Annotated in this window: 16 protein-coding genes and 1 pseudogene; 2 read left to right on the plus strand and 15 right to left on the minus strand. The window is 45.8% G+C overall.

From position 1 onward, the window contains the following. Positions 1-46: 46 nt before the first annotated feature. The 9 genes from HMPREF1535_RS02300 to HMPREF1535_RS02340 all read right to left on the minus strand — a co-directional run bounded on the left by HMPREF1535_RS02300 (position 47) and on the right by HMPREF1535_RS02340 (position 12,951). Complete coding sequence (locus HMPREF1535_RS02300) at positions 47-1,381, minus strand: NADP-specific glutamate dehydrogenase (RefSeq protein ID WP_046145185.1); 1,335 nt, start codon at positions 1,379-1,381, stop codon at positions 47-49. Positions 1,382-1,543: 162 nt separating this feature from the next. Next, positions 1,544-1,726, minus strand: a complete 183-nt coding sequence (locus HMPREF1535_RS26440; protein WP_007657367.1) for a hypothetical protein — start codon at positions 1,724-1,726, stop codon at positions 1,544-1,546. A 13-nt stretch (positions 1,727-1,739) separates the two neighbouring features. Further along, on the minus strand, positions 1,740-2,138 hold the full coding sequence (locus tag HMPREF1535_RS02310) for a putative signal transducing protein (RefSeq protein ID WP_010802297.1): 399 nt from the start codon (positions 2,136-2,138) through the stop codon (positions 1,740-1,742). Between the two features lie 35 nt (positions 2,139-2,173). Further along, on the minus strand, positions 2,174-3,547 hold the full coding sequence (hemG, locus tag HMPREF1535_RS02315; RefSeq protein WP_046145186.1) for a protoporphyrinogen oxidase: 1,374 nt from the start codon (positions 3,545-3,547) through the stop codon (positions 2,174-2,176). 1 nt (position 3,548) lies between these two features. Continuing rightward, on the minus strand, positions 3,549-4,916 hold the full coding sequence (gene hemN, locus HMPREF1535_RS02320; RefSeq protein ID WP_010802295.1) for an oxygen-independent coproporphyrinogen III oxidase: 1,368 nt from the start codon (positions 4,914-4,916) through the stop codon (positions 3,549-3,551). 2 nt (positions 4,917-4,918) lie between these two features. Then, a complete protein-coding gene (locus HMPREF1535_RS02325; protein ID WP_046145187.1) occupies positions 4,919-6,124 on the minus strand; it encodes an MFS transporter in 1,206 nt (401 codons plus the stop codon). Positions 6,125-6,340: 216 nt separating this feature from the next. Continuing rightward, positions 6,341-8,413 carry a TonB-dependent receptor gene (locus HMPREF1535_RS02330; protein ID WP_046145188.1) on the minus strand — a complete coding sequence of 691 codons (2,073 nt, stop codon included), beginning with the start codon at positions 8,411-8,413 and terminating at the stop codon, positions 6,341-6,343. Between the two features lie 126 nt (positions 8,414-8,539). After that, the gene (locus HMPREF1535_RS02335) at positions 8,540-10,861 is read right to left on the minus strand and encodes a TonB-dependent receptor (RefSeq protein WP_046145189.1); all 2,322 of its coding nucleotides are present in this window, start codon (positions 10,859-10,861) and stop codon (positions 8,540-8,542) included. 218 nt (positions 10,862-11,079) lie between these two features. Further along, positions 11,080-12,951, minus strand: a complete 1,872-nt coding sequence (locus HMPREF1535_RS02340; protein ID WP_046145190.1) for an OTU domain-containing protein — start codon at positions 12,949-12,951, stop codon at positions 11,080-11,082. Positions 12,952-13,255: 304 nt separating this feature from the next. Between HMPREF1535_RS02340 and HMPREF1535_RS25285 the strand changes: the two genes are divergently transcribed. Together HMPREF1535_RS25285 and HMPREF1535_RS25935 are read left to right on the plus strand one after the other, a co-directional pair. After that, positions 13,256-13,417 (plus strand): AAA family ATPase, encoded by a 162-nt coding sequence (locus HMPREF1535_RS25285; RefSeq protein ID WP_222622090.1) that lies wholly within the window; start codon positions 13,256-13,258, stop codon positions 13,415-13,417. Then, positions 13,369-13,751: pseudogene (locus HMPREF1535_RS25935) on the plus strand (AAA family ATPase); the annotation flags it as partial. The gene HMPREF1535_RS25285 and the pseudogene HMPREF1535_RS25935, both read left to right, overlap by 49 nt. A 107-nt stretch (positions 13,752-13,858) precedes the next feature. Here the strand turns inward: HMPREF1535_RS25935 and HMPREF1535_RS02350 are convergent. From HMPREF1535_RS02350 to lacZ, 6 genes are all read right to left on the minus strand, one after another. Next, positions 13,859-14,443, minus strand: a complete 585-nt coding sequence (locus HMPREF1535_RS02350; protein WP_046145191.1) for a response regulator transcription factor — start codon at positions 14,441-14,443, stop codon at positions 13,859-13,861. 9 nt (positions 14,444-14,452) lie between these two features. Further along, entirely contained in the window at positions 14,453-15,142 is a 690-nt protein-coding gene (locus HMPREF1535_RS02355) for a helix-turn-helix transcriptional regulator (RefSeq protein ID WP_187386426.1), read from the minus strand. Positions 15,143-15,166: 24 nt separating this feature from the next. After that, a complete protein-coding gene (locus HMPREF1535_RS02360; RefSeq protein ID WP_007657351.1) occupies positions 15,167-16,108 on the minus strand; it encodes a sugar phosphate isomerase/epimerase family protein in 942 nt (313 codons plus the stop codon). Between the two features lie 4 nt (positions 16,109-16,112). Continuing rightward, complete coding sequence (locus HMPREF1535_RS02365; protein WP_007657350.1) at positions 16,113-17,501, minus strand: Gfo/Idh/MocA family oxidoreductase; 1,389 nt, start codon at positions 17,499-17,501, stop codon at positions 16,113-16,115. Positions 17,502-17,548: 47 nt separating this feature from the next. Next, entirely contained in the window at positions 17,549-19,132 is a 1,584-nt protein-coding gene (locus tag HMPREF1535_RS02370) for an SUMF1/EgtB/PvdO family nonheme iron enzyme (protein ID WP_007657344.1), read from the minus strand. Between the two features lie 158 nt (positions 19,133-19,290). Continuing rightward, positions 19,291-22,389, minus strand: a complete 3,099-nt coding sequence (gene lacZ / locus HMPREF1535_RS02375; protein ID WP_046145193.1) for a beta-galactosidase, LacZ type — start codon at positions 22,387-22,389, stop codon at positions 19,291-19,293. Positions 22,390-22,407 lie beyond the last annotated feature (18 nt).

Genomic DNA, 22,407 nt, shown 5'->3' on the forward strand with positions numbered 1-22,407 from the left:
CTTTTTCCATGACCAAAATCTATATGGTAACCGACATTTCTGTCAATTATAAGATACCTTGCGCCATCATAGCTTTTGCAACCTTCATGAAGCCGGCCACATTTGCACCCTTCACGTAGTTTACAGTTCCGTCAGCCTGTGTTCCGTATTTTACACACTGTTCGTGGATAGACTTCATGATACCTTTCAGCTTTTCGTCTACTTCTTCTCTTGTCCAGCTCAGCTTCATTGCATTCTGAGTCATTTCCAGACCTGATACGGAAACACCACCGGCGTTAGCAGCCTTACCCGGAGCATACAGGATCTTAGCTTCCAGGAATGCATCGATAGCTTCCGGAGTAGAAGGCATGTTTGCACCTTCCGATACAGCGAAACAACCGTTAGCCAACAATGTCTTGGCATCGTCACCGTTCAATTCGTTCTGAGTTGCACTCGGCATGGCGATGTCACATTTTTCACCCCAGGGACGGCCACCCTGAACATATTTGCAGCCATATTTTTCTGCATATTCGCGGATACGTCCACGATAGAGGTTCTTCAATTCCATGATATAATCCAGTTTCTCACGGTCGATACCGTCCGGATCATAGATATAACCGTCAGAGTCAGACATAGTAACCGGCTTAGCACCCAGTTCGATCAGTTTTTCAACCGTATACTGAGCTACGTTACCTGAACCTGAAACAGCAACCACTTTACCTTTAATGTCGATGTTACGAGTCTTCAGCATTTCCAGCAGGAAGTAAACGTTACCGTAACCTGTTGCTTCCGGACGAATCAGTGAACCACCGAATTCGATACCTTTACCTGTGAATGTACCTGTGTTTTCGCGGGCCAGCTTTTTGTACATACCATACATATAAGCAACTTCACGTCCGCCAACACCTATATCACCGGCAGGAACGTCTGTATCCGGACCAATGTGACGCCACAATTCCATAACGAAAGCCTGGCAGAAACGCATGATTTCAGCATTTGATTTGCCACGCGGGCTGAAGTCGGCACCACCTTTACCACCACCCATCGGCAGTGTAGTCAATGAGTTCTTGAAAGTCTGTTCGAAAGCCAGGAACTTAAGGATCGATTGATTTACAGAAGCATGGAAACGGATACCGCCTTTGTACGGGCCGATCACGTTGTTATGCTGGATACGGTAACCCATGTTTGTCTGTACCTGTCCTTTATCGTCTACCCATGTTACGCGGAATGAGAAAATGCGATCAGGAATACAAAGACGTTCGATCAAGTTGCTCTTTTCAAATTCAGGATGTTCGTTATAGGCTTCTTCAATTGTGCCTAAAACTTCAGCAACTGCCTGATGATACTCGGGTTCGTTAGGAAATCTTCTCTTTAAGTTGTCTAAAACTTCATTTGCCTTCATAAGAACTGTTTATTTAGAATGTTATACCAATTTGCTAGTTAGCGTTCTTCTTTTAAGAACGTCGCAAAGGTAAGCCATTTTTTCAAACCGGCAAATATTTGAAAGAAAAAATGATAAAAAAATATCGAAATGATATTTTAAAGAGGCAAACGTGACTAAATGTCACTCATTTCTACGTTTTATGTTTTTATAGACAGGAACGAACACAATGATAGCGGACGCTACCAAGGCAAAAACCACATCAAAGGTTATCTTTTCACTGTAAACAAGCAGCATGTAGGCCAAAACACCCCATAAAAGAGTGAGACACACCGCCTGACTATTTGTTATCTTTCTACGGGCCATCGGTTACATTTTTTTAGTTAGACGAGATTTGTGATCCAAAAAAGATCAATAATACCAAAAACACAGCAATAATCACAAATAAGATGACAATTTGCTTCTCTAACGTGTAATTACGAAGAAAAGGGATATGACGGGCCCATCCGGCTACGACCTGTATCTGCTCTGGTTCTTCATCCTCCGCAGGAATGTCGTACCCACCGGCTTCCATCACCTCCAACGCCCGGGGCACATCGCTTTCAAGCACCTCTACACGGGCACCGCCAACATCTATATAACCCGCCATCAGTTGACTGCTATATTCGTTCCTCAAATAACATTCGATATCTTCCGACCTGAGCAAAGCGATCAGTGTCTGGGCCTCTGCCGGATATTGAAACCGGGCTATTTCGACCATTTTATCCGTATCATCCATGAATAGATCTTTTCTGCAAAGAAAAGGATTTTGACTTACATGAGCAAGTTTTCAGCAATACCAGTCGCCTGCCGGATACGGTCGGCCATGCCGATACCACCTTTCATATTACCGGCCAGTATCAGTCCGGGATAACGTGCCTCCAACTGATCGATCGTAGCGAAACGTTCGCCGCTGCTCAGGCCATACTGCGGTATTGCATGCGGGTGGCGAAAAATACGGATCATATCCGGTTGCACCTGAATAGGAAATTTCAGCATTGCATGAAATTCATGTGTGATCAGCCCCTTTAGTTCATCATCGGTTAAACGGGTCAGTTCCGCCCGCTTGACGCCACCGATAAAGAAAGAAAAGAGCGCTCCTTCTTTCGGTGCGCGATTATCGAAACAGGCAGCCGGGAAAAGAATCCCCAGCACATCTTTCTTTTCGCAGGAAGGGACCAGTCCGCCAAAAGCGTTAAAACGCAAACTCCCGGTATTACGAATGCCGACACTCGCCTGTATTACCGGAGCATATTGCAGGTTACTGATCTTATCCATATCTTCCCGGGGAATGAACGGCAGCAGGTCAGGCAAGGTATAGGCACCGCTCGTCGTTACGACCTTATTGGCATGCATAAGTTGTTCGCCTTCGGAAGTCGTATAAGTAGCCAGCCAGCCTTTTTCGGACGGACGGACCGTCACGCCGGAAGCCGACAAGGTGATATTCCGGGAACCGATAGCCTCTGCCATCGCTTTCGCCAGATTCTCCAAACCACCGGCAGCGGAGAAAACCTTTTTGGTTGCCAATCGGTCACGGTCTGTTTTAGGCAGCCGGGCTTTGGCAATCGTGCCTTTGATAAATCCTCCGTATTGCTGTTCCAGGTTATACAATTTAGGTAAAGCATAACGGGTAATAAGTTTCAGCGGATCGCCGGCATAAACACCGGAGAGGAACGGGTCTACGGCATAATTCAGGAATGACTTTCCCAAACGGCGGGCAGCCAGTTCACCGACCGATTCATCGGGATTCGTACCTTTTGCCCGGAAAGGTTCGCCCAGGATACGGAATTTATCGCCGAGAGTAAACAACGGGGTTGTTATTGCACTCAACAAGCCGGAAGGTAATGCACGGAAAGAGTTTCCTTTCCAGATCAGGCGGCGTTTGGCCTCTTCATGGGCCGTTTCCAATTGACAGGCAGGCGACAAGGCTTCAAACAGTTCGGCGACCTCGGGATAGGATATCACTCCGGTATTCGGTCCGCTTTCAAAAACGAACCCGTCTTCACGGAAGGTATGTATTTGCCCGCCTACCCGGTTACTACATTCCAGGATATGTACCTGTTTTCCTCCGCGGGTCAGCCGGAAGGCGGTAGTCAGACCGGTCAGTCCGGCTCCGATAACCAGAATATCCGTATTATGTTGTTCCATATCAGACTGGTTTTGAAAATGATTTATTGGAATGAAGCATCAGTTTATCCAGCGAAGCGGCAACGTTACGGACAAAGAGAGCTCCGCCGGAAGTCATACGGATATGATTGTCGTCATACTCGATCAGGCCGTCGGCGGCAAATTCATTCAGACGATTGTCATTATAGGCAGTTGCCGATTTTACCTCTTCCGCAGACAGGGAGAAACGAGCGGCCATCTCCTGCCAGTCCAGAGAATAGTTACACATCAGCGTTTCGATCACCTCACGGGTAATCTGTTCGTCCCGGCTCAACTCATATCCTTTCGATACGGCAAACGTATCGTTTTCGATCCGTTCCATATATTGATTAATGTCCTTGCTGTTCTGGGTATAGGCGGTATTCAGCTGGCTGATTCCGGTCACACCGAAAGCATACACCTGTCCGGTTGTACGGCGGGTACAATATCCCTGGAAGTTACGATGCAAACGGCCGTTCTTCAACGCCGTATACAATTCATCGTCCTGCCGGACAAAATGGTCCAGGCCGATCGTCTTGTAACCGGCTGTTGACAAAAGTTTCTTTGCCGATTCATACATGCGGCTTTTCTCCTCACTGGGCGGCAAACCGGCTTTTTCCAGGATAAGTTGCTGTTTGTTCACCCAAGGGACATGGGCATACGAGAAAGTAACCAGGCGGTCAGGACACAGAACTGCCGCCCGCGTAATGGTTTCCGCAAAACTTTCGGCCGTCTGGAACGGCAAGCCGTAGATAAAGTCCATATTGATGCGCGCCCCTTTGCTACGGAGAATCTGAAAGATCATCTCCGCCGGCAACAACGACGGGCGGCGGTTGACCGTCTTCAACACCTTTTCATTGAAATCCTGCACACCGAGGCTGAAGCGATTGAAACCCGCCTCCGTCAACGACTGCCAAGACTCTTCATCCAGATACCCGGGATGGCACTCAACGGCTATTTCGGGCTGGTCGATCGTTTCGAAGCCTGCCAACAAATGCTCGTTCAGTTCTCTCAGATAATACACAGGCATGGATGTCGGACTTCCCCCGCCATAATGTATCTGGGAAATCTTCCGTCCGGGAGCCAGCCGCGTCTTTACCAGTTCTATTTCCCTGTGCAACGCTGAGAAATAACGTTCTATCACGCCCCGCTTCATCATCGGGAATGAATTACACCCGCAATAATGGCAAAGATGGCGGCAGAACGGGATATGCACATAAAAAGAGATGTGTTCGGGCCGTGCCGTATTGGATGCCTCTATGGCCGATTCGTATTCCTTATTGGCAAACGCTTCCGTAAAATAGTTGGCCGGCGGATAACTGGTGTATCTCGGCACCGGCACATTATATTTCTGTAATAAATCCTGTATCATAATTATACTGTTTCTTTCTCTTTCCTGAATACGATCAATATATAAACCAACGACAAGGCCGCCAGGCTGACTTCAAAGAAAAACAAGCCGTGGTAGCCGGTATGATCGGCAATCTTTCCGCTCAATATCGCCATCACCATCCCGCTCAGATGGGTTATAACCGTCTGTATCGTAAAGTCCGTGCCTTCCCGTCCGAGACGAACACAATCCATCGCCGTTGTATAGACCACGATCGTCGCCATCCCATAGCTGCCCCAGAGCAGGGCAATGCCGGCATGCAAGAGTCCGAGTGTCGGAGTGACATAAGACAATCCGAGGAAATAAAGCGTGGCAAGCAGCACAAACACGGCAAACAGGATGCGTGCCCAATGCCGTCCGATGCGGCGCACGATAAAGCCCCCGACAAAAGAAAAGATGAACCCGAAAGAGGTCCCTATCACGCCACTCATCACCCCGATCTCTTTCATCGAGTATCCCAGGTCGACCAGGTAAGGCTTCAACATCGCCAGCGTACCGATCAGGCCGGAATAGTAAAGGAAAAGGAAACCGATCTGTTTCCATATATTCTTTTGGGTAAAGAAGTAAAAGACATCTGCTTTCTTCGCCCGTTCATGCGTATCTTTCGGTGCAATCTCCAGTCCGCGGTTGAACAGTAACGGCAATAAAGCAACGATCACGAACAAGGCAACGCAAGGCAACAGGCTGTTCCATCCCAGCTGTTTGAACAACAGCAGCAACACGCCTCCCCCGATCATCGAGCCGCCGAAACTGCCCATCGACTGCATGCTGTTCACCAGGCTCTTGTCTTTCCGGCTAAAGGAAAGGACAGCCAGCGCATCGGTCGCAATATCCTGGGTGGCAGAGGCTACGAACGATACGATGATCAGGGCGATAATGGTATAGAAATCCGTTTTAAAATCAAGGAAAGCGACGGCAAAGATCAGGACGGCATAGATCAGTTCGGACGAGAAGATCCACCGTTTATAATCGCCCGTTGTCCGGGCATGGCGATCCACCATCGGCGACCAGAGGAATTTCAGTATCCAGGGCAGCTTGATCAGTTGCAGCAAACCGATGGCTGATAAAGAAAAATTCTCCTGCCGCATCATTACCGGGATGACGGTAGAGAAAAAACTCATCGGGATAGTCTGCGCAATGTAGAGGCAGAAAAAGGTCCCGAGATTGAATATTTTATTTTTTTGTTCCATTCGTTTTCTTTGTAATATGGTTTCCCATGTTGGGAAAGCACTTTTCATCCTTGTAAAGTCGTTTCCCACGTTGGGAAAGCATTTTACACCCTTGTAAAGTCGTTTCCCAAATCGGGAAAGCATTTTACACCCTTGTAAAGTCGTTTCCCAACCTGGGAAAGCATTTTACACCCTTGCAAAGTCGTTTCCCAGATTGGGAAAGCATTTTACACCCGATTAAAATGCCACCGCTACACTTCCTCCGATCGTGAAAGGGCGGCCCGCTTGTGCCAGACCTTTTCCCATCTCAAAATAAAAAGCGGTATATTGTGTGTTGGTGATATTCTTAGCCCAGATTGCAAAGGTAGCAAATCCTTTCGTTGCAGAAACCTTTCCGTTCAATTGTCCGTAAAAAGGTTGGGAAACAACGTTATCTTCTTTCCAATATATCCGGCCCGCACCGGTAAAGTTCGCACTGATCAGGATGCGGTCGATATGGGAACAAGGATTTGAAATGGTATAATCAGCCCCGGCAGAGAAAGTATGCGAGGGGACCAGCGGCAGATAATTGCCCGAATAGTCATACACTTTGTCTTTCTTCTTGTCTGTATAATCCTTGAATGTGGCATGGGTAAACCCGTAATTCAACTGTACCATCAGGCCGTTTACCGGATTTCCCTGCAAGCTGACTTCTACCCCTTTGCTTTCGCTCCGCCCCGCATTGTTGAGCATGGAACCTACCGTAAGCGACTGGCTGATCTGCTGGTTTTTCCAGTCGATCCAGAAAAGAGCGATCTCGGCGCGCAGGCGGTTATCGAGGAAAGGATGCTTGCCTCCCACTTCATAATTCCAACTGCTCTCCGGCCGGAAAGAGCGGTCCTCTTCCCGTTCGAAGGAGGTGTTGAAGCCACCGGTCTTATATCCTTTCGTTACAGTGGCGTAGATAATCCCGGAAGAGGGAAACATATATTGCAAGGCAAATTTAGGTGTAACCTGGCTGAATTTAAGTTTGCTGTAAAAGGCATCCAACTCCTTACTCTCCTCCTCCGTATCTTTGAAGCTAAGATAATCGGTAGAAGCGCGTTCGTAATCATAGCGTATGCCGATCGTTGCGGAAAGGCCGTCGACCAGCAGGTCATCGAAGGTAGACTGATGATAAAAGGCTATTCCGTAGGTGGGCGTGTCGTACAACTTACGCGAACTGTAGGCAGCCGACAGATAATCCATTATCACCGTATTATCTATTCCCTGCCAGAAACCGAAGGCGCCGAACAGCCATTTATACCGCCCGTCTGTCGTCGATTTTATATTAAACTCTTCCGAAAACATCTTCTGTTTCTGATCCTGCCGGGCAAAATAAATACTTGCCGGAGAAAAGTCCTGGTCGATCCCCTGATGATCCGACAGGTACTGGAAAGCCGTTTTGCTGCTGAGACTGTACCCCGTACCTTTATATTCCACCGTCAGGCCGGTGGTAGACATGGCCCGTTTATAAAAACTGTAATCGTTGTAGTTGACATCGCCCGGCCGGTATGTCACCGAATCGCAGACGGCATATGGATAACCTCCCTGTCTGGAATTGTCATACGAACTCATCAGGCCGAGCGACAACCGCTGCGTCGGCTGCCATTCCAACCGGATACGGCCGGAGCCGCTTTTCAGGTCATCCGCTTTCTTGTCGGTAAACAGATTGGTAAAATATCCGTCATTCCTGTTATAATTGGCGGAAAGGGAGTAGCCGAACTTCTCCCCTATTTTCGCATAGCGGGAAAGGGCATACTCGCGGGCACCGTAGGTACCGTTAGAGATCGAAGCATTCGTTCCCTGAAATTTCAAGGGGGATTTGGTATAGACATTGATGATTCCCCCCATCGTATTGCGTCCGTATAGAGTTCCCTGCGGACCGCGCAACACTTCGACACGGTCGATCTCCGCAAAATCGAAATCGAACGCCGACTTTTCAAAATAAGGGATACCGTCCACATAAAGTCCGACGGAAGGTGCATTGATCTTCGAACCGATCCCACGGATATACACAGGCGAAGTCAGCTTCGACCCATAATCTGGCATAAACAGGTTCGGGATAAAGGAACTGAACTCCTTAATTCCTGTAATATTCTTATTTTGTATGGCTGTGCCGGTAACGGAGGAAGCCGATAGCGGTTCCAGGCGCAAATCCCTGTTTTGCTTAAACGACCGGACCACCACCTCGTTCAACTCAACCTGACGAACTTTCGTTGTATCCGGATCGTCCGCTTTAACCGCTGATGCGGACAAGCACAAACAAACAAATAAGAATAATACTTTCATATAAGTTATTTTAGAAAAATATGAACTATCTGCTTATAGTGACGGGAGTAACCAATTCCCCTCTCAAGAGGGGAGCCAGGTACAACCGGTCAATAATCGGATAGTTCATATTTGATAAATACTGAATTAAAACGTCACAGCCACTTCCGCCCCGATCTGGAAGGGTTTGCCTTTTTGTATAAATGAATTATCGAATGATTCGAAATAAAATGCCTGGTAGTCAGTGTCAGTCATATTGCGGCTCCATACATTCAGGTTAACAATGCCCTTACGCACTCCCACTTTGCCATTCAACACACCGTAAAAGTCCTGACTGATATCATTCTTTTCGGTCCAGAAAATCTTCCCGGCTCCGGCATACTGGACGGAAGCAGTAAACTGGTCGAGCCAACTGTTCCGCAACAGTTTGGTATAGTTCAATCCCAGACTGACAGTGTGGCGCGGAGTGTACGGGATGAAGTTATCCTTATAATTTATCTCCGTTTCGTTTTTATCCAACGTCTTATAATCGCGGAAGGTAGCACGGGTGAAACCATAATTCAAATCAGCCGTCAGGCCCTCGGCAATACGGCTGCGAAGGCTTACCTCCACCCCATAACTGTCGGCCTTGCCTCCATTGGTGATCATGCGCCCGCTTCCCCCTTTGGCAAATGTCGTCAACTGGATATCCTGAATATCCATATAAAAGAGTGTCAGTTCGGCATGCAGACGGTCCTTGATCAATTCACTGCGGATACCCATTTCATAATTCCAGCTGTGCTCCGGTTTATAGGCAGCCACCTCTTCCACCTCTGCCGGCTTCTTTGCCTGGTTGGGCATGAACTTCGACATCAGATCGTACCGGGCATATTCCTGTACCAGGTCACCAAACATCTGCACATTGTAGCCTCCCGTCTTATACCCTTTGGCAACCGACACATACGTAAACGTACCCGGCGAACACTGATACCTCACAGACACCTTTGGCAGCACCTGCAAAAAGTCCTGCGATGTTTTACCTTCCAATCTTGTCTCGACAGGCAGAACACCCATAGGACGTCCTCCCATCGACACACCTATCTTCATACTATCTACCGAAGAGTCGTAATTCAGCTTTGCCTTTTCATAATCCAGCCGGATACCTGCCGTTACAGACAGTCCGTCCGTAAATAAGTTGTTATAAGTGGACTGGTGGAAGACAGCAAAACCGAATGTCGGCGTTTCAAAATATCCGGGGAAATAAATCTGATTCTTATCATCACCATATACAGTCAATTGCGGAGCCTTGGGATAAGTAACCAACATCTCATCAAAGGCTTTCTGCAGAACATCTTTCAGACCATCCTCCTTAAACATCACCGGACCATCCGTTTTCAGACTATTATAAAAGCCGTATGCACCGAAGCTCCATTGATAATTCTTCTGGTGATTCGACCGGATCGCCACCTCTTCACTCCAGGCATATTGCTTTTGCTTCTGGTTCAGTGTGAAAATAGACTTCTCCGTATAATCCTGGTCCATCTTCATATCGTCTTTCAGATACTGGTAGGCGGTGGTGGAGGACAGCAGGAATTTATCCGTTTTCCACTCATAATAAATGCTGTTATTCAGCATCCGCCGCCAATAGGTGCTGGGATCATTTATACGTACAGGCTCCACCTTTCCTGTCTCCGTGTTATATTGTCCGTAAGGGAAGGCGCCCTGGTCGACATAATCATAATTGAATGCATATTGCAGTTTCATTGCCGGATTGATCAGCCAATCCAGTTTAAAACGTCCGCCGGCAGACTTCTCCTTATCTGCCTTCGTATCGGAATATTCGTTCATGAAAAAACCGTCATTCCTGTCGTAGTAACCGCTAAGGGAAATACCGACATGCTCGCTCAGTTTTCGATAATGGGACGCTTTGATCTTGGAAGCACCATAGTTACCTGTCGACATCGAAAACTTTGTTCCCTGATAATTGAAGGGTGACAATGTATAAATATTCACGATTCCTCCCATCGCATTACGGCCATACAAAGTACCCTGCGGACCACGCAACACCTCCATGCGCTGTATATCGTTCAATTCAAAATCAAAGGTACTCTTATCCAGATACGGCACATTATCGACATAAAGTCCGATCGACTGTCCGCTGCTTCGTGCACCGATACCGCGGATATAGATAGCCGAAGTCATTTTGGAGCCGTAATCCGGCATATACAGGTTAGGAACAAACGAACTGATATCTTTCAACGCATCGATCTGGCGTCCTGATATCGCTTGGGGGGAAAGGATGGAAACAGAACCGGGCAATAACCGTAAGTCATTCGTCTCTTTTGTAGAAGATGTTATAATGACCTCATCGATATTATACGTCTTGATGGTGTCATTTTCATTTACATTCACATTTACTTCATCAGCCATCAACGGTTGTAATCCAGAGACAGCCCCTGCAATCAGAACAAACAAGTAGCGTTGTTTCATCGTATTTTCACTATTAGTATATTACGATTGCAAAGGAACAGGAAAGAAACAAGGCGATCAATCACTAGATGTAGTGATTTTAACAAAGAGCCTTTGCGATCTTTTCGCGAATTCCTTTATCCTGGATAAAAGAGATGTATCACAAACTTTGTCTATTATTAAGTTTATCTAAACCATTTTGAAATCCGCCTTCTTCAGTATATAATTGAATAGGTCTGCTATTGTGTATGGTATCGACCGGTAACTCTACGCCAATGATCACGAGTTTTGTAAAGAACAATAGATTCATTCTCCCATACCCCATCCGGTATTTCATCAATTCTCTGGCTCTCACCTTCCTCATAACAAAACATAGTCCCATTTTCGTCTATCACATACACGATTTGATGACCCAATCGAGTAAATGCCAAAATTTCCATATCCCCACCCCATGTACCTTGGAGTGCCATAAGTTTATGATAGGCTTCAATAGGAATATTCTGTTTATGAATTGCTTCAACCGACAGATCTCTAAGTTCGGGATAGAGGCTGTTTTCTAACATACCCATAAGGTTGGCATCTACAAATCCTTTCTGTACCAAACCCGCCTCTTGTTCTTCTATTACTATCTCCTGACGCAATTTTAAGAATACCTCAGGATCTAAAGAAGCCGAAAGGGCACGAAACAAACAATCACCACCTCCTCCGTAATCTTCTATAATCCAATTCTTTTCTGCTACATATTGGGCTTCGGGTATCATTTTTCTTTCGGGATCTGACGCTGCCGGCATATCGAGCCTCCGGAGTTCTTCAGGAGTAAGGTCCGGCACATCCGGATATACTTGTTCGTCTTCATCAGCGGATTGAAGCATTGATCGTATCTCAGAGGCAATGACTGAGACAACGGAAGTTTCATCTTCGGATTGGGGCATTTCTGGCGGAACCTGCGTTACAGGTTGGGATTCTTTTGACGGAGTGGCATCAGGTGTTTGTTTCTCTGGTTGCGGAATGTCAGATTCAGCAGATATCGTTTTGTCGGTAGCTTTTTCCGAGTCATTCACATCAGCCTTCACAAAATCTATTTTTTTCTCTTCCAGAAATGTTATCTTTCCATTGATATTATAAGCTAAAACACCTATTTGCGGTATATCAATCAGACTCATTAAATTTTCAACGCATTTTTTGTTTTTCGTCGGATTGTTGCTGGAAGGCAATGAAAAGCTGAATTTTGCATCGCCATGGTCTTCCGATTTTATTCCAACCTTTTCTCCCGTCTTGTCCTTTGCTTCGTTTTCTGAAAAATTACTTGAATGCTCTACATCCAAAAGAACTTTAGACATTGATTTTATATTATAAGCGATCTTAGAAGGGAAGCCTATGAGATTCGGGGAGAACAAATTTGCTTCCCGACCTCTCTTTATAGGGAATTCAACCAACACTTTGATCGGAACATCAGAACTTTTTAAATATAAATATTCTACTGCCTCTTTAAAATCGCCCAAATGATTTTTCAACGATGATGGCTTCCCTTTCAACCCTTCCCATTCAGCCAAAGACATCGTTCTGTAAATGCATAGCTGATCTTCTGCCAGTTCTTCTTTCGTTGCCTGTCTTCTTGGTACAACTGATTTTCCTTCTTTCTCTAACAATTTCCTATCCCATCCGCTTTTAGTTAGATATTGTTGATGCAAGGTTTGGGGTTCAGGAGCAAATCTAATATGCCGTATATCAAAAGCTAACGTTTGTTCAAACCGGGTCCTATCATATTCTCCCGGCTTAAGATCCTGAAGACTTTGGCTAATATAACCAATACAATCGTCTTCAGAACATTCATACTTTTTCATGATTTGTGCAATAAAAGCCATTCTCTCTTTGGCTGGTAGATCCTTCACTTTCTTTAGGTTTTCCTGTGCTCTTTTTTTCTTCTCCCCTTTTTCTATCTTCTCTTTCAGTATTCGGTCATGCTCAGATTTAGGACTATTATCCACATGAGTTGGTTCTTCCTTTTGTGTTTGACCTTTGGCCTTATCTTTGGGTTTCCCTTTTTGGGACGAGACACTGCTAACTTGTGTTCCACCCGGCTTTCTTTCTTTCGCTTTTTTTTTGCCCATAGCAGTAAATACTATTTTACAATTACCCAAAGCTAAAGATTGTAGAATGATTATGCAATTTATTTCCACAAACGACAGGCATTGTTTGCAAACGACATTACTTTGCCAATAACCGGCATAATCTTATACCGCAGAGGAAGTAGGTATTGGTAGAAAAAATATGGCTGGCGACTTGGCACGGAGAACTTGCTACATATATAATGCATAAGGATGACAGTGCTTGTATCCCGGATTCGGTGAAAAGGCATATTATTAGGAATAATTCTCAACCTTTGTGAAAGTATCATTTTCAATCAGGTTAATTATGACACAGCTTTATCCCATCGGCATACAGAACTTCGAGAAAATCAGAAAGGATGGTTTTCTTTATATTGATAAAACGGAATTGATCTACCAATTGGTCAAGACAGGCAGTTATATTTCGTGCCCGACAGTCCAGGAATATATAATCCGTTCAGTCTGTTAAATACATTCAAGTACATGCAATTTGGAAGTTACTGATTTGAAACAGGTACGCCAACTTATTTGGTTATGTTGCTTAAACGTTCCAACTACAATCTCAACATGGCTCATACGGAAACCGACGCAGACGTGTTAAACAGTATTGACTCGACTTCTACGAACCCAATACCAGTTATCTATCAGAGCGGATACCAGACTATCAAAGATTATGATCGTCTCTTTGGTATTTTTACCGGCTGGGATTTCCCAACCGCGAAGAGGAAGATGGATTTATGAAATTCCTGTTACCTTTTTATGCCAATACGGACAAGGTGGATTCACCTTTCCAGAAGAGAAAGGTTATGCACACCCCTTCGCCAGCGATACCCGCAAACTATTCAAAATAGGCGTAAACTTCAGTAACAAAACACGGAATATAGAGACGTGGAAGGTGGTGGAAAGAAACTTATAACTCAATATCATCCCCCGAAATAATCCCGTTCATGATGGCATAGAATGTTAAACCGGAGACGGTCTTGATGCCTAGCTTGGCTGTGATATTCTTGCGGTGGGTCAGGACGGTGTTCAGGCTGATATTCAGTTTGTCGGCAATCTCCTTATTCGTGATGCCTTTGACGATCAGTTGGAGGACGTCAGTCTCGCGGGAAGAAAGGTCTTTGCTGTTTTCACCGACTGTGTAAGCGGAACTGTCGCTGGTAAACAATTGCTGCAATTGCTCGATGATAATCTCCTGCGATGCCTTGATGGTTATATGGTTGGTGGTAGAAATACCGCCAGTACCCTCTCCCCCATCGATCAGTACCGTGGTTTTGCTACGGCGGGGAAGGAAAAAGTCGGCGTTCAGCACCATGATGTCCGGAGAGGTAAAATAATAATCGAACGCATCGTTGCCACCTGCCGCATTAAAAATCTCGAACGCAGGGAAATAGCAGACCTCGACCGGAGGAAAGTAGTCGGTCAGCAGACTCTGAAGACCTATACTTTGTAGAGTGTCGGGTAAGATAATCGCTATTTGTTTGTTCCGGTGCATCGACAGGGGTTATTTACATAATTTCTCCATGGCAGAGACCATCGGAGTCAGGATACGGTAACGGATACGGTTATGCTGCTTGATGTCTTTTTCAAGGCTGCTGATCCCAAAGATCACGGCATAACACAGATTCTCGTTGTAATCGCCGGAAAGATGCTTGATCATGATGCCTTTCAGGTCGGATAACAACGCTTCTATAGCATCTTCCGAACGCTGCTCGTCACCCAGATGGAGTGCCTCCTTTTCATCGGAATTACAACACCCTTTTATTTTTTCACTCAACTCCAGGCAGTAAGGGAACCATTCCTTATCATCATGTTCGATGCGTGCCGTAAGCTCTTCCTTGAAAGAGGAGAAGAATTTGCCGATCAGGTTCAACGTATTGTTTCCCGGTGTGCTCATAGAGATGAAAGAAGTTAGGTGCCGCTCTATGTTCGGCAACTGATAACGCAGATAGTAAAGATTGGTCTTGGTCAGGTAATCGATAATCTGTGTCGTATGGAATGTCTGTAACTTCCTTTCCGGGAAGTATTCCTCGTTCAGGAACGTGTTAATTACAGTCAGCAGGAAATCAGTATCCAGCTGATATTCGTCACAGATCGTCTTCACCGATTTATCGCCCAACCCGAGGCGGATACCGAACCGGTTGATTACAGGAATGAGTGAGGGATGTTCTTCCACCACCTCACTCATTTGCATATTTGGATATACTAAAGGCATAATTTATGCTTCTTCCCATTGTTTGCGCAAGAGTTCTACCGCGGCAGGGACAACGATGTTACGATCGCCCTGGCATCCGCACTCGAAACTTACGTATTTGTCATAACCCAGCATCTTCAGGCCTTTAAAGCCGTCTACGTAGTTATCTGCTTCCCCGTCTTCACCCGGCATGCTGCGACGTTTGCGGCTTGCCACGTGTACGTGTTGCAAATAGTCTCCACCCGAGATAAAGGCTCCCATATCGGACGTTTCTTCCCAGGTCATATGCCAGAAGTCACCCATACAACGTACTCCCGGATTGTTGATATCCCGGCATACGGAAGCGGCGTCGGCCACCTGACGCATATAGAAACATTCTTTACGATTCAAAGGTTCAAAGATCACGGTCGTTCCGTTCTGAGCGGCATGGTTTCCCATTTCGGTGAATTGCTCGCACAGGAAGTCGCGGGTTTCCTGATTATGAGGAAGCGCCGGTACCTGCCCGTTGAAAGCCGGAACGATGATAACACCAGTCGACCCCAGTTCGCCGGCAGCCGTGATGATTTCCTTCATCGTATCCATACATTGCTTGCGGATAGCCGGATCGGTAGAAAGAATAAAACCGTCAAAACCGGCACAAATGGCACTGACTTTGATATCACGACCATTCAGAGCTTGCTTGATCTCGCTTACACGGTCTTTCAAACCACGTCCGCCCGGTTCAAAACCGACAACTCCCAGCTTTTCCATATAGTCCAGCTTCTGGTTCAGGTTTTCACCCGGAGCGATGCCTTCCTGGAAAGAGAGGTTCAGTTTCGCCTTGGTGTTGCAGCAAGACTTCGTTTCCGGACATTTCTCATCCGAAGAAGCCTTCGATGCACAGGATGCCAACGTGCCGGTACTAACGGCTGCTACCGCAGCACCGGACAAAGTTGTTCTTAAAAAGTTTCTTCTGTTTAATGTCATATCTTTATTTATTTTGATCACGAGGTTTTCCCGGAACCGGTACAGTAAATGTACTCATATCCATCTTACCCAGATTCAGGTCTTTCGGAGTATAATCCAGCGGAGAAGCGGTCATAGCATCCCAGGTTGTCTCAGCACCGGAATAAGCCGATTCACGTCCCATAATAGCTGCCATATTCGAAATAGCTGTTTCGGAAGCCTGCTGAAGCGGTTTGTTACCACGGATACTGTTGATCCAGTTAACATGTTCCAATGTATACGGGTCGGTCTGTTTGAAGTTTGCTTTTTCTGCTTCATAATCGTATTTCCATACCACATTACCGGCAAGGTCTTTGATCTCCATCGTAGAGCTGTCCCATGAGCCTTTCGTACCCTGGACAAATTCGCTTACATTGCTCACGCAACCGTCAATCTGACGACACATACTATGCATATGGATACCGTTCTCCATAGTGAAGTCGATACTGAAATTATCATACTGGTCACCGGTAATACGGCGCTGGCGAGAACCGAAACCGACAGCCTTAACAGGTTTCAGCCCGCTGAACCAAGTAAATACGTCGATATTATGTACATGCTGCTCAACAATATGGTCGCCGGATAACCATTTCCAGTTCACCCAGTCTTTGATCATATATTCGCAATCGTTCCATTCTTTCTGACGTTCGCGGAACCATAACATACTCTGGTTCCAGTAAACCGTACCGCCAGTGATCTCACCGATCATACCTTCCATGATCTTTTTGTAAGATTCTACATAAGAACGCTGATGATGACGTTGTGTACCTGTGATTACGCGAAGATTCTTCGCTTCCGCCTGTTTGGCTGTAGCCATGATCGTACGATAACCTACCGGATCCACACAGATCGGTTTTTCAAGGAATGAATGTTTCCCTTTTTCTGTCGCATACTGGAAATGTACCGGACGGAACACGGGAGGTGTTGCAATGATCACAACATCCACGCCACTGTCTATTACTTGTTTATATGCATCCAGACCTACAAAACGTTTGTCGGCAGGAATATCTATATTCTTATCTTTTTTCAGCTTACCGGCCAGTTCGTCAACTCTTTCCTGGAAAGTATCACCCAACGCAACAATAGTCACGCCATTTGCTGCATTCAGAAAGTTGAAAGCGGCACCGGAACCACGTCCGCCACAACCGATAACACCGGCTTTCAGTTCCTGGCCGTCGGTTGCCAGATCCGGCAATTCCGGAATATAATAAGTACCCGGTTCTTTCAGCGGTTTCAAAGCTGCGGCTTTTTCTCCCCCGCCGCATGAAGTCAGAACCACACTTGCTGCACTACCTGTACCGATTGCACCCAGTGCACCGGCCATCGCTGAACTTTTTAAAAATGATCTTCTACTGATACTGTTTTCCTTTTTCATGATATAGCAAATTTAAAGAATTGATATAATTTTTACACTAGTCTACTTTATTGAATGGATGAATCCGGCTCGCATACCACACGGAAGCCAATGCCACGTATGTCAGAATACCACCAGATACTTTTAGGTTGCTGCGGGTCGGTCTTTAACCACGCTTCATGTTTGGTATAGTCGCGGGCTGCCGAACGAAGGTCTGCCGCGTCAGAAGTATAATTACCTCCGCGCACTACCCATTCCGTTCCTTCGGTTACCAACGGATTCGTAACAGACTCGCCACCCTTGCTATAGGCTTCGGGATCATACTTGTCTGCACAATATTCCATGACATTACCCAACATATTCTTTAATCCGAACGGATTGGCTTTCACCAGTTCCGGTTCTTGTGTCTTATTCTTACTGTTCTTGCTGTAAATGACGAACGAACTGATACTGTCGGTTTTTGCATCGAAGAACTTACGCCAGAATCCCTGGTCGGAGAAGTCTTTCGGGCTGCCGCTGAAGAAGTAAGGAGTTTCCGTACCTCCGCGGGCTGCATATTCCCATTCGGCTTCGGTCGGCAGACGGTATTTCTTGCCGGTCTTCTTCGATAACCACTGGCAGAATGTTTCAGCTGCATAATGTGTCATTGTGATAGCCGGACGATCGCCGCCACCCCATCCCTGGTCGGGGAATCCGAATGGAGGTGTCGGACCGGAAATAGCATCCACATCCGGATTGCTGTTATTCGCATAAACTGTTTCAGGAGGAGTACGTCCCTCGCTCATCGTATTTCCATAGAACGACCAGTACTGGTCCCAGGTAACTTCCACCTCAGCCATAAAGAACGGGCTGACCGTTACGTTGCGTACAGGTGCTTCATCCGGTTTATGGAACGGTTCCTTGCTGGTGCTACCCATTTTGAACGTACCGCCCGGCACGGCAACCATTTTGAAAGACACCGGTGTTCCGGGTATCTGTTCTACATAATCGGCAAAACTTGTTACCTGTGCAGGTTCCTTGAAATAAAGGCTTGTATCGACCGCCGAAGATCCGGAAGCCATGCCAGGAATACCAGTCAACTTGGAATGGTTGTAGTTGGGATTATAATGCCCGGCATCCAGGTGACAACTGATACACTGCAAGTCCAGTTTCTTTTCATTTTCATCATAATAAAGGTGTGCTGTAATACCGTCGTTCGTAATTCCTTCCGGAAACAAATTCTGGTGGCATTCTTTACATGATTCGTTCGGGATATATTTAACGGCATGATCCAGTTCTGACTTTACATCCCAGTCAAAGTCGGCACTGTCTTTGGTCATAAAAGACCAGACATCTTTTAAGCCCAGTTTTGCTTTTGCCGTATAATGGTTCCAGGTATCGTTTTTAGGCGGAAGGTGGCAGTCCACGCAATGCACTTTCACCCCGCTCCCGTTATTTACGTGCTTGGATAGTTTCCAGCTGCCTTCCACATGCGGATGCACATGACACATCATACAGGATTCGTCACTGGAAAAATAAACGGAAGTATTATAAGCCAGAATCATTACCCCGGCACCAAAAATTACGCCCAAAAGAAGCATAAAGGTCTTTCCTTTAAAAAAATTCTTCTTCAGGCCTGATGAGTATCGATTAGAATTCTTGTTAGTAGCCATCTGTTTTTATGGTATTCAATATTTACACTTAGTCTGAGAATTAGATTTAAAAATCGGCAATAAAAGTAACATTTTCCTTAATATAAAGAAAGCATAACCCACCTATTTAACGTAATAAGTAAGCAGATTATGCTTTTTTTAATTATTTTCAGTATCCCTTAAAGATTTGACTGTATCGGTGTCATAATGAAAGTAAATTCATAATCACCGTAAGGCAAACGATATTGCTCCAAAGGCAATGCGCCCCAGCTGTTCACACAGCCCAGTCCCATCTGTACCTTGTCGATACAAAGGTTGGCATAGTCCACTTTCGGGACTAATTCTGAATGTCTCTGGTCTTTCTGCACACCGTCGTCCAGTGATTCGATCGAGTAGTTCAATGCAGAAGCAGAGAAAGGAGCCTCGGCAACAAACATCAGACCGTTGCCACCTTTGTTTGTCTGTTTCCACCAGCGGATATCCGTTTTTGTACCGGTTTCCTGCGGACGGATATAAGAGTAGAATTGTTCATCCACTGTCTGGCAGAATTTACCCAGATCGGTCACATTGTTACGGTCTGAATAGTTTTCCCACGGACCACGACCATAATATTTGATCAATGCCATTTCTTTCGGCATCTGCATCTGCATACCGAAACGGAACATATCCGATACTTTAGCCGACTTATCGGCAATCATCTTCTGTGTTACTTTTACGGCACCTTCATTATTAATGGTATAAGAAACGGACAACTTAGCCGATACGGCTTCCATTGTATATTCTGCATTTACTACCGCCTGACCGTTTTCCATCTTATTTCTCAAAGAGGTCAGTTTCAGTCCCGGCTTTTTCCATGCTGCATATCTGTTCTGCAAACCGGCTCCCATATCGTTATCGGTCGGAGCACGCCAGAAGTTTGGAGTCAGCTTGCCGCCTTCATCGATCAAAGCCTGGCCCTTTACATCATATTTGCAAAGGAAACCGTCATGTTTATTGAACTCGATACGGAAGTTTTCACCTGTAACGATCAGATAGTTGTAATCATTTTCTGTAATTACCGGGGTTACCGTGGCAACATTTACCTTTTCAACATTTGCCAGTTTCAATTCCGGAGCCTTATACGGGCGGACAACCAACTGGTTTTTAGCAACCGTATATCCCGCCGGAAGCATTGTTTCCGCTTTTTTCAGTTTGAAAGCGACATTCAACAGCAATTCCTTGCATTTGCAGATTCCGTCCGTAGTATAGTTCAACTTTACAGATTTGGTCTGTTGCGGAGCCACTTCCAGATCTTTGACCATGCCTGTCTGAACTACTTCGCCATCAGCCAGCAATTCCCATTCTGCATAATAACCGCTCAAATCACGGAAGAAGTTTTCGTTATAAACATTCACGACACCGCTTGCCAGGTCCGAAGGAGTTACCCAGATCGACTGGTAAATATGTCCGACCTCATGCATATGAGGATTAGGCTTACGGTCCGGACTGATCAAACCATTGTCCAGGAAGTTATTATCAGATGCATCGTAGCGATTAAAATCGCCACCGTATCCATAATATTCCACACCTTCCTTATTTTTCATACGCAATGACTGATCCACAAAGTCCCAGATGAAACCACCCTGATATTTCGGATATTTACGGACAAGATCCCAGTATTCTTTGAATCCACCCTGTGAATTACCCATTGCATGCGCATACTCGCACTGGATAAGCGGTTTGTCGACATTACTATTGCAATAGTCTTCGCATCCTTTATACCCCAGATACATCGGGCAATAGATATCGGTAAATTCATTCTTTCCTGCCTGCTCATACTGAACGGCACGGCTCTTATCTTCATTCTTGATCCAGGTGTAACATGCTTCAAAGTTCGGTCCGAAACCGGCTTCATTACCCAATGACCAGAAAATAATAGACGGATGGTTGAAACCACGTTGTACATTACGCTGGTTACGTTCCATATGTGCTTTTGCATACGCCGGATTCTTAGCCAAGGTTTGTTCGCCATACCCCATACCGTGGGATTCCACATTTGCCTCGGCTACGACATAAATACCGTATTCGTCACACAAATCATACCACAGGTTTGCATCCGGATAGTGACAGGTACGAACCGCATTAAGGTTGTATTCCTTCATCACCTTGATGTCCTGCAACATACGTTCGCGGGAAACCACATATCCGCCGTCCGGATCCATTTCATGACGGTCTGCTCCCTTAAACAGTACCGGCTGCCCGTTTACCAGGATCTGGCTGTTTTTCAGTTCTATCTTACGGAAACCGACTTTCACCGGGATAACTTCCAGTTCTTTATTGCCTTCTTTCAGCGTAGCGACCAGGGTATACAGGTTAGGCGTTTCAGCCGTCCACTTCAACGGATTGGAAACAGCGATATCCGCAGACACTTTGCCTGAGCCTTTCAGCGTAGTTGTTGCAACGGAATTGCCTTGTTTATCCAACAATTTTACATCCACAACGCCACTACCTTTCAGGTTAACGCTTACATTTAATGTGGCATCCTTATACTGTGCATCCAGATCTGGAGTTACGCGGATATCCTGGATATATTTAGGGTTACGGGTGTACAGATAACAATCACGTCCGACACCGCACAGACGCAGAAAATCCTGGTCTTCCAGATACGTACCGTCGCACCAGCGGAATGTCTGGAATGCGATCAGGTTCTTGCCTGGTTTCAGGTATTTGGTCAGATTGAATTCCGCTTCGAGTTTGCTGTCTTCGCTATACCCTACATACTGTCCGTTTACCCAAAGATACATATTGGATGTTACCGAACCGAAATGAGCAAATATTTCTTTTCCTTTCCAGTCTGCCGGAATAACGATTTCTCTACGGTATGAACCGACATGGTTATTTTCGACCGGCACTTCCGGCGGATTATTCTTGAACTGGTTTCTCCAGGCATATCCCACATTCACATAAATAGGATCACCGAAACCATTCAATTCCCAGATGCCGGGAACGGGCATATTCGCCCAACCTTTATCATTAAATCCTACCTGATAAAAATCTGTCGGACGGGCATCGGCATCCTTCACCCAGTTAAATTTCCAGGTTCCGTTCAAAGTCATAAAATTGACTGACGATTCTTTGCATCCCTTCAACGCCGCATCCTCTGTTTCAAACGCAAAATAGTTGGTATGCATCGGGGCACGGTTAACTTCATTTACGTTCGGATCTTTCCACTCATTTTTTTGAGCAAATGCTGTCACTCCCAGCAAGGAACAACAGCAAGCTAACATTTTTAATTTCATTCCTATATTGATTTACTA

Origin of the sequence: Parabacteroides goldsteinii DSM 19448 = WAL 12034, from assembly GCF_000969835.1 — a bacterium.
Classification (GTDB): Bacteria; Bacteroidota; Bacteroidia; order Bacteroidales; family Tannerellaceae; genus Parabacteroides; species Parabacteroides goldsteinii.

What these genes read in the sequence shown, in the direction of transcription:
- HMPREF1535_RS02300 (WP_046145185.1), bottom strand. Translation starts at nt 1,381, where the DNA reads ATGAAGGCAAATGAAGTTTTAGACAACTTAAAGAGAAGATTTCCTAAC.
- HMPREF1535_RS26440 (WP_007657367.1), bottom strand. Translation starts at nt 1,726, where the DNA reads ATGGCCCGTAGAAAGATAACAAATAGTCAGGCGGTGTGTCTCACTCTT.
- HMPREF1535_RS02310 (WP_010802297.1), bottom strand. Translation starts at nt 2,138, where the DNA reads ATGGATGATACGGATAAAATGGTCGAAATAGCCCGGTTTCAATATCCG.
- hemG (WP_046145186.1), bottom strand. Translation starts at nt 3,547, where the DNA reads ATGGAACAACATAATACGGATATTCTGGTTATCGGAGCCGGACTGACC.
- hemN (WP_010802295.1), bottom strand. Translation starts at nt 4,916, where the DNA reads ATGATACAGGATTTATTACAGAAATATAATGTGCCGGTGCCGAGATAC.
- HMPREF1535_RS02325 (WP_046145187.1), bottom strand. Translation starts at nt 6,124, where the DNA reads ATGGAACAAAAAAATAAAATATTCAATCTCGGGACCTTTTTCTGCCTC.
- HMPREF1535_RS02330 (WP_046145188.1), bottom strand. Translation starts at nt 8,413, where the DNA reads ATGAAAGTATTATTCTTATTTGTTTGTTTGTGCTTGTCCGCATCAGCG.
- HMPREF1535_RS02335 (WP_046145189.1), bottom strand. Translation starts at nt 10,861, where the DNA reads ATGAAACAACGCTACTTGTTTGTTCTGATTGCAGGGGCTGTCTCTGGA.
- HMPREF1535_RS02340 (WP_046145190.1), bottom strand. Translation starts at nt 12,951, where the DNA reads ATGGGCAAAAAAAAAGCGAAAGAAAGAAAGCCGGGTGGAACACAAGTT.
- HMPREF1535_RS25285 (WP_222622090.1), top strand. Translation starts at nt 13,256, where the DNA reads ATGACACAGCTTTATCCCATCGGCATACAGAACTTCGAGAAAATCAGA.
- HMPREF1535_RS02350 (WP_046145191.1), bottom strand. Translation starts at nt 14,443, where the DNA reads ATGCACCGGAACAAACAAATAGCGATTATCTTACCCGACACTCTACAA.
- HMPREF1535_RS02355 (WP_187386426.1), bottom strand. Translation starts at nt 15,142, where the DNA reads ATGCAAATGAGTGAGGTGGTGGAAGAACATCCCTCACTCATTCCTGTA.
- HMPREF1535_RS02360 (WP_007657351.1), bottom strand. Translation starts at nt 16,108, where the DNA reads ATGACATTAAACAGAAGAAACTTTTTAAGAACAACTTTGTCCGGTGCT.
- HMPREF1535_RS02365 (WP_007657350.1), bottom strand. Translation starts at nt 17,501, where the DNA reads ATGAAAAAGGAAAACAGTATCAGTAGAAGATCATTTTTAAAAAGTTCA.
- HMPREF1535_RS02370 (WP_007657344.1), bottom strand. Translation starts at nt 19,132, where the DNA reads ATGGCTACTAACAAGAATTCTAATCGATACTCATCAGGCCTGAAGAAG.
- lacZ (WP_046145193.1), bottom strand. Translation starts at nt 22,389, where the DNA reads ATGAAATTAAAAATGTTAGCTTGCTGTTGTTCCTTGCTGGGAGTGACA.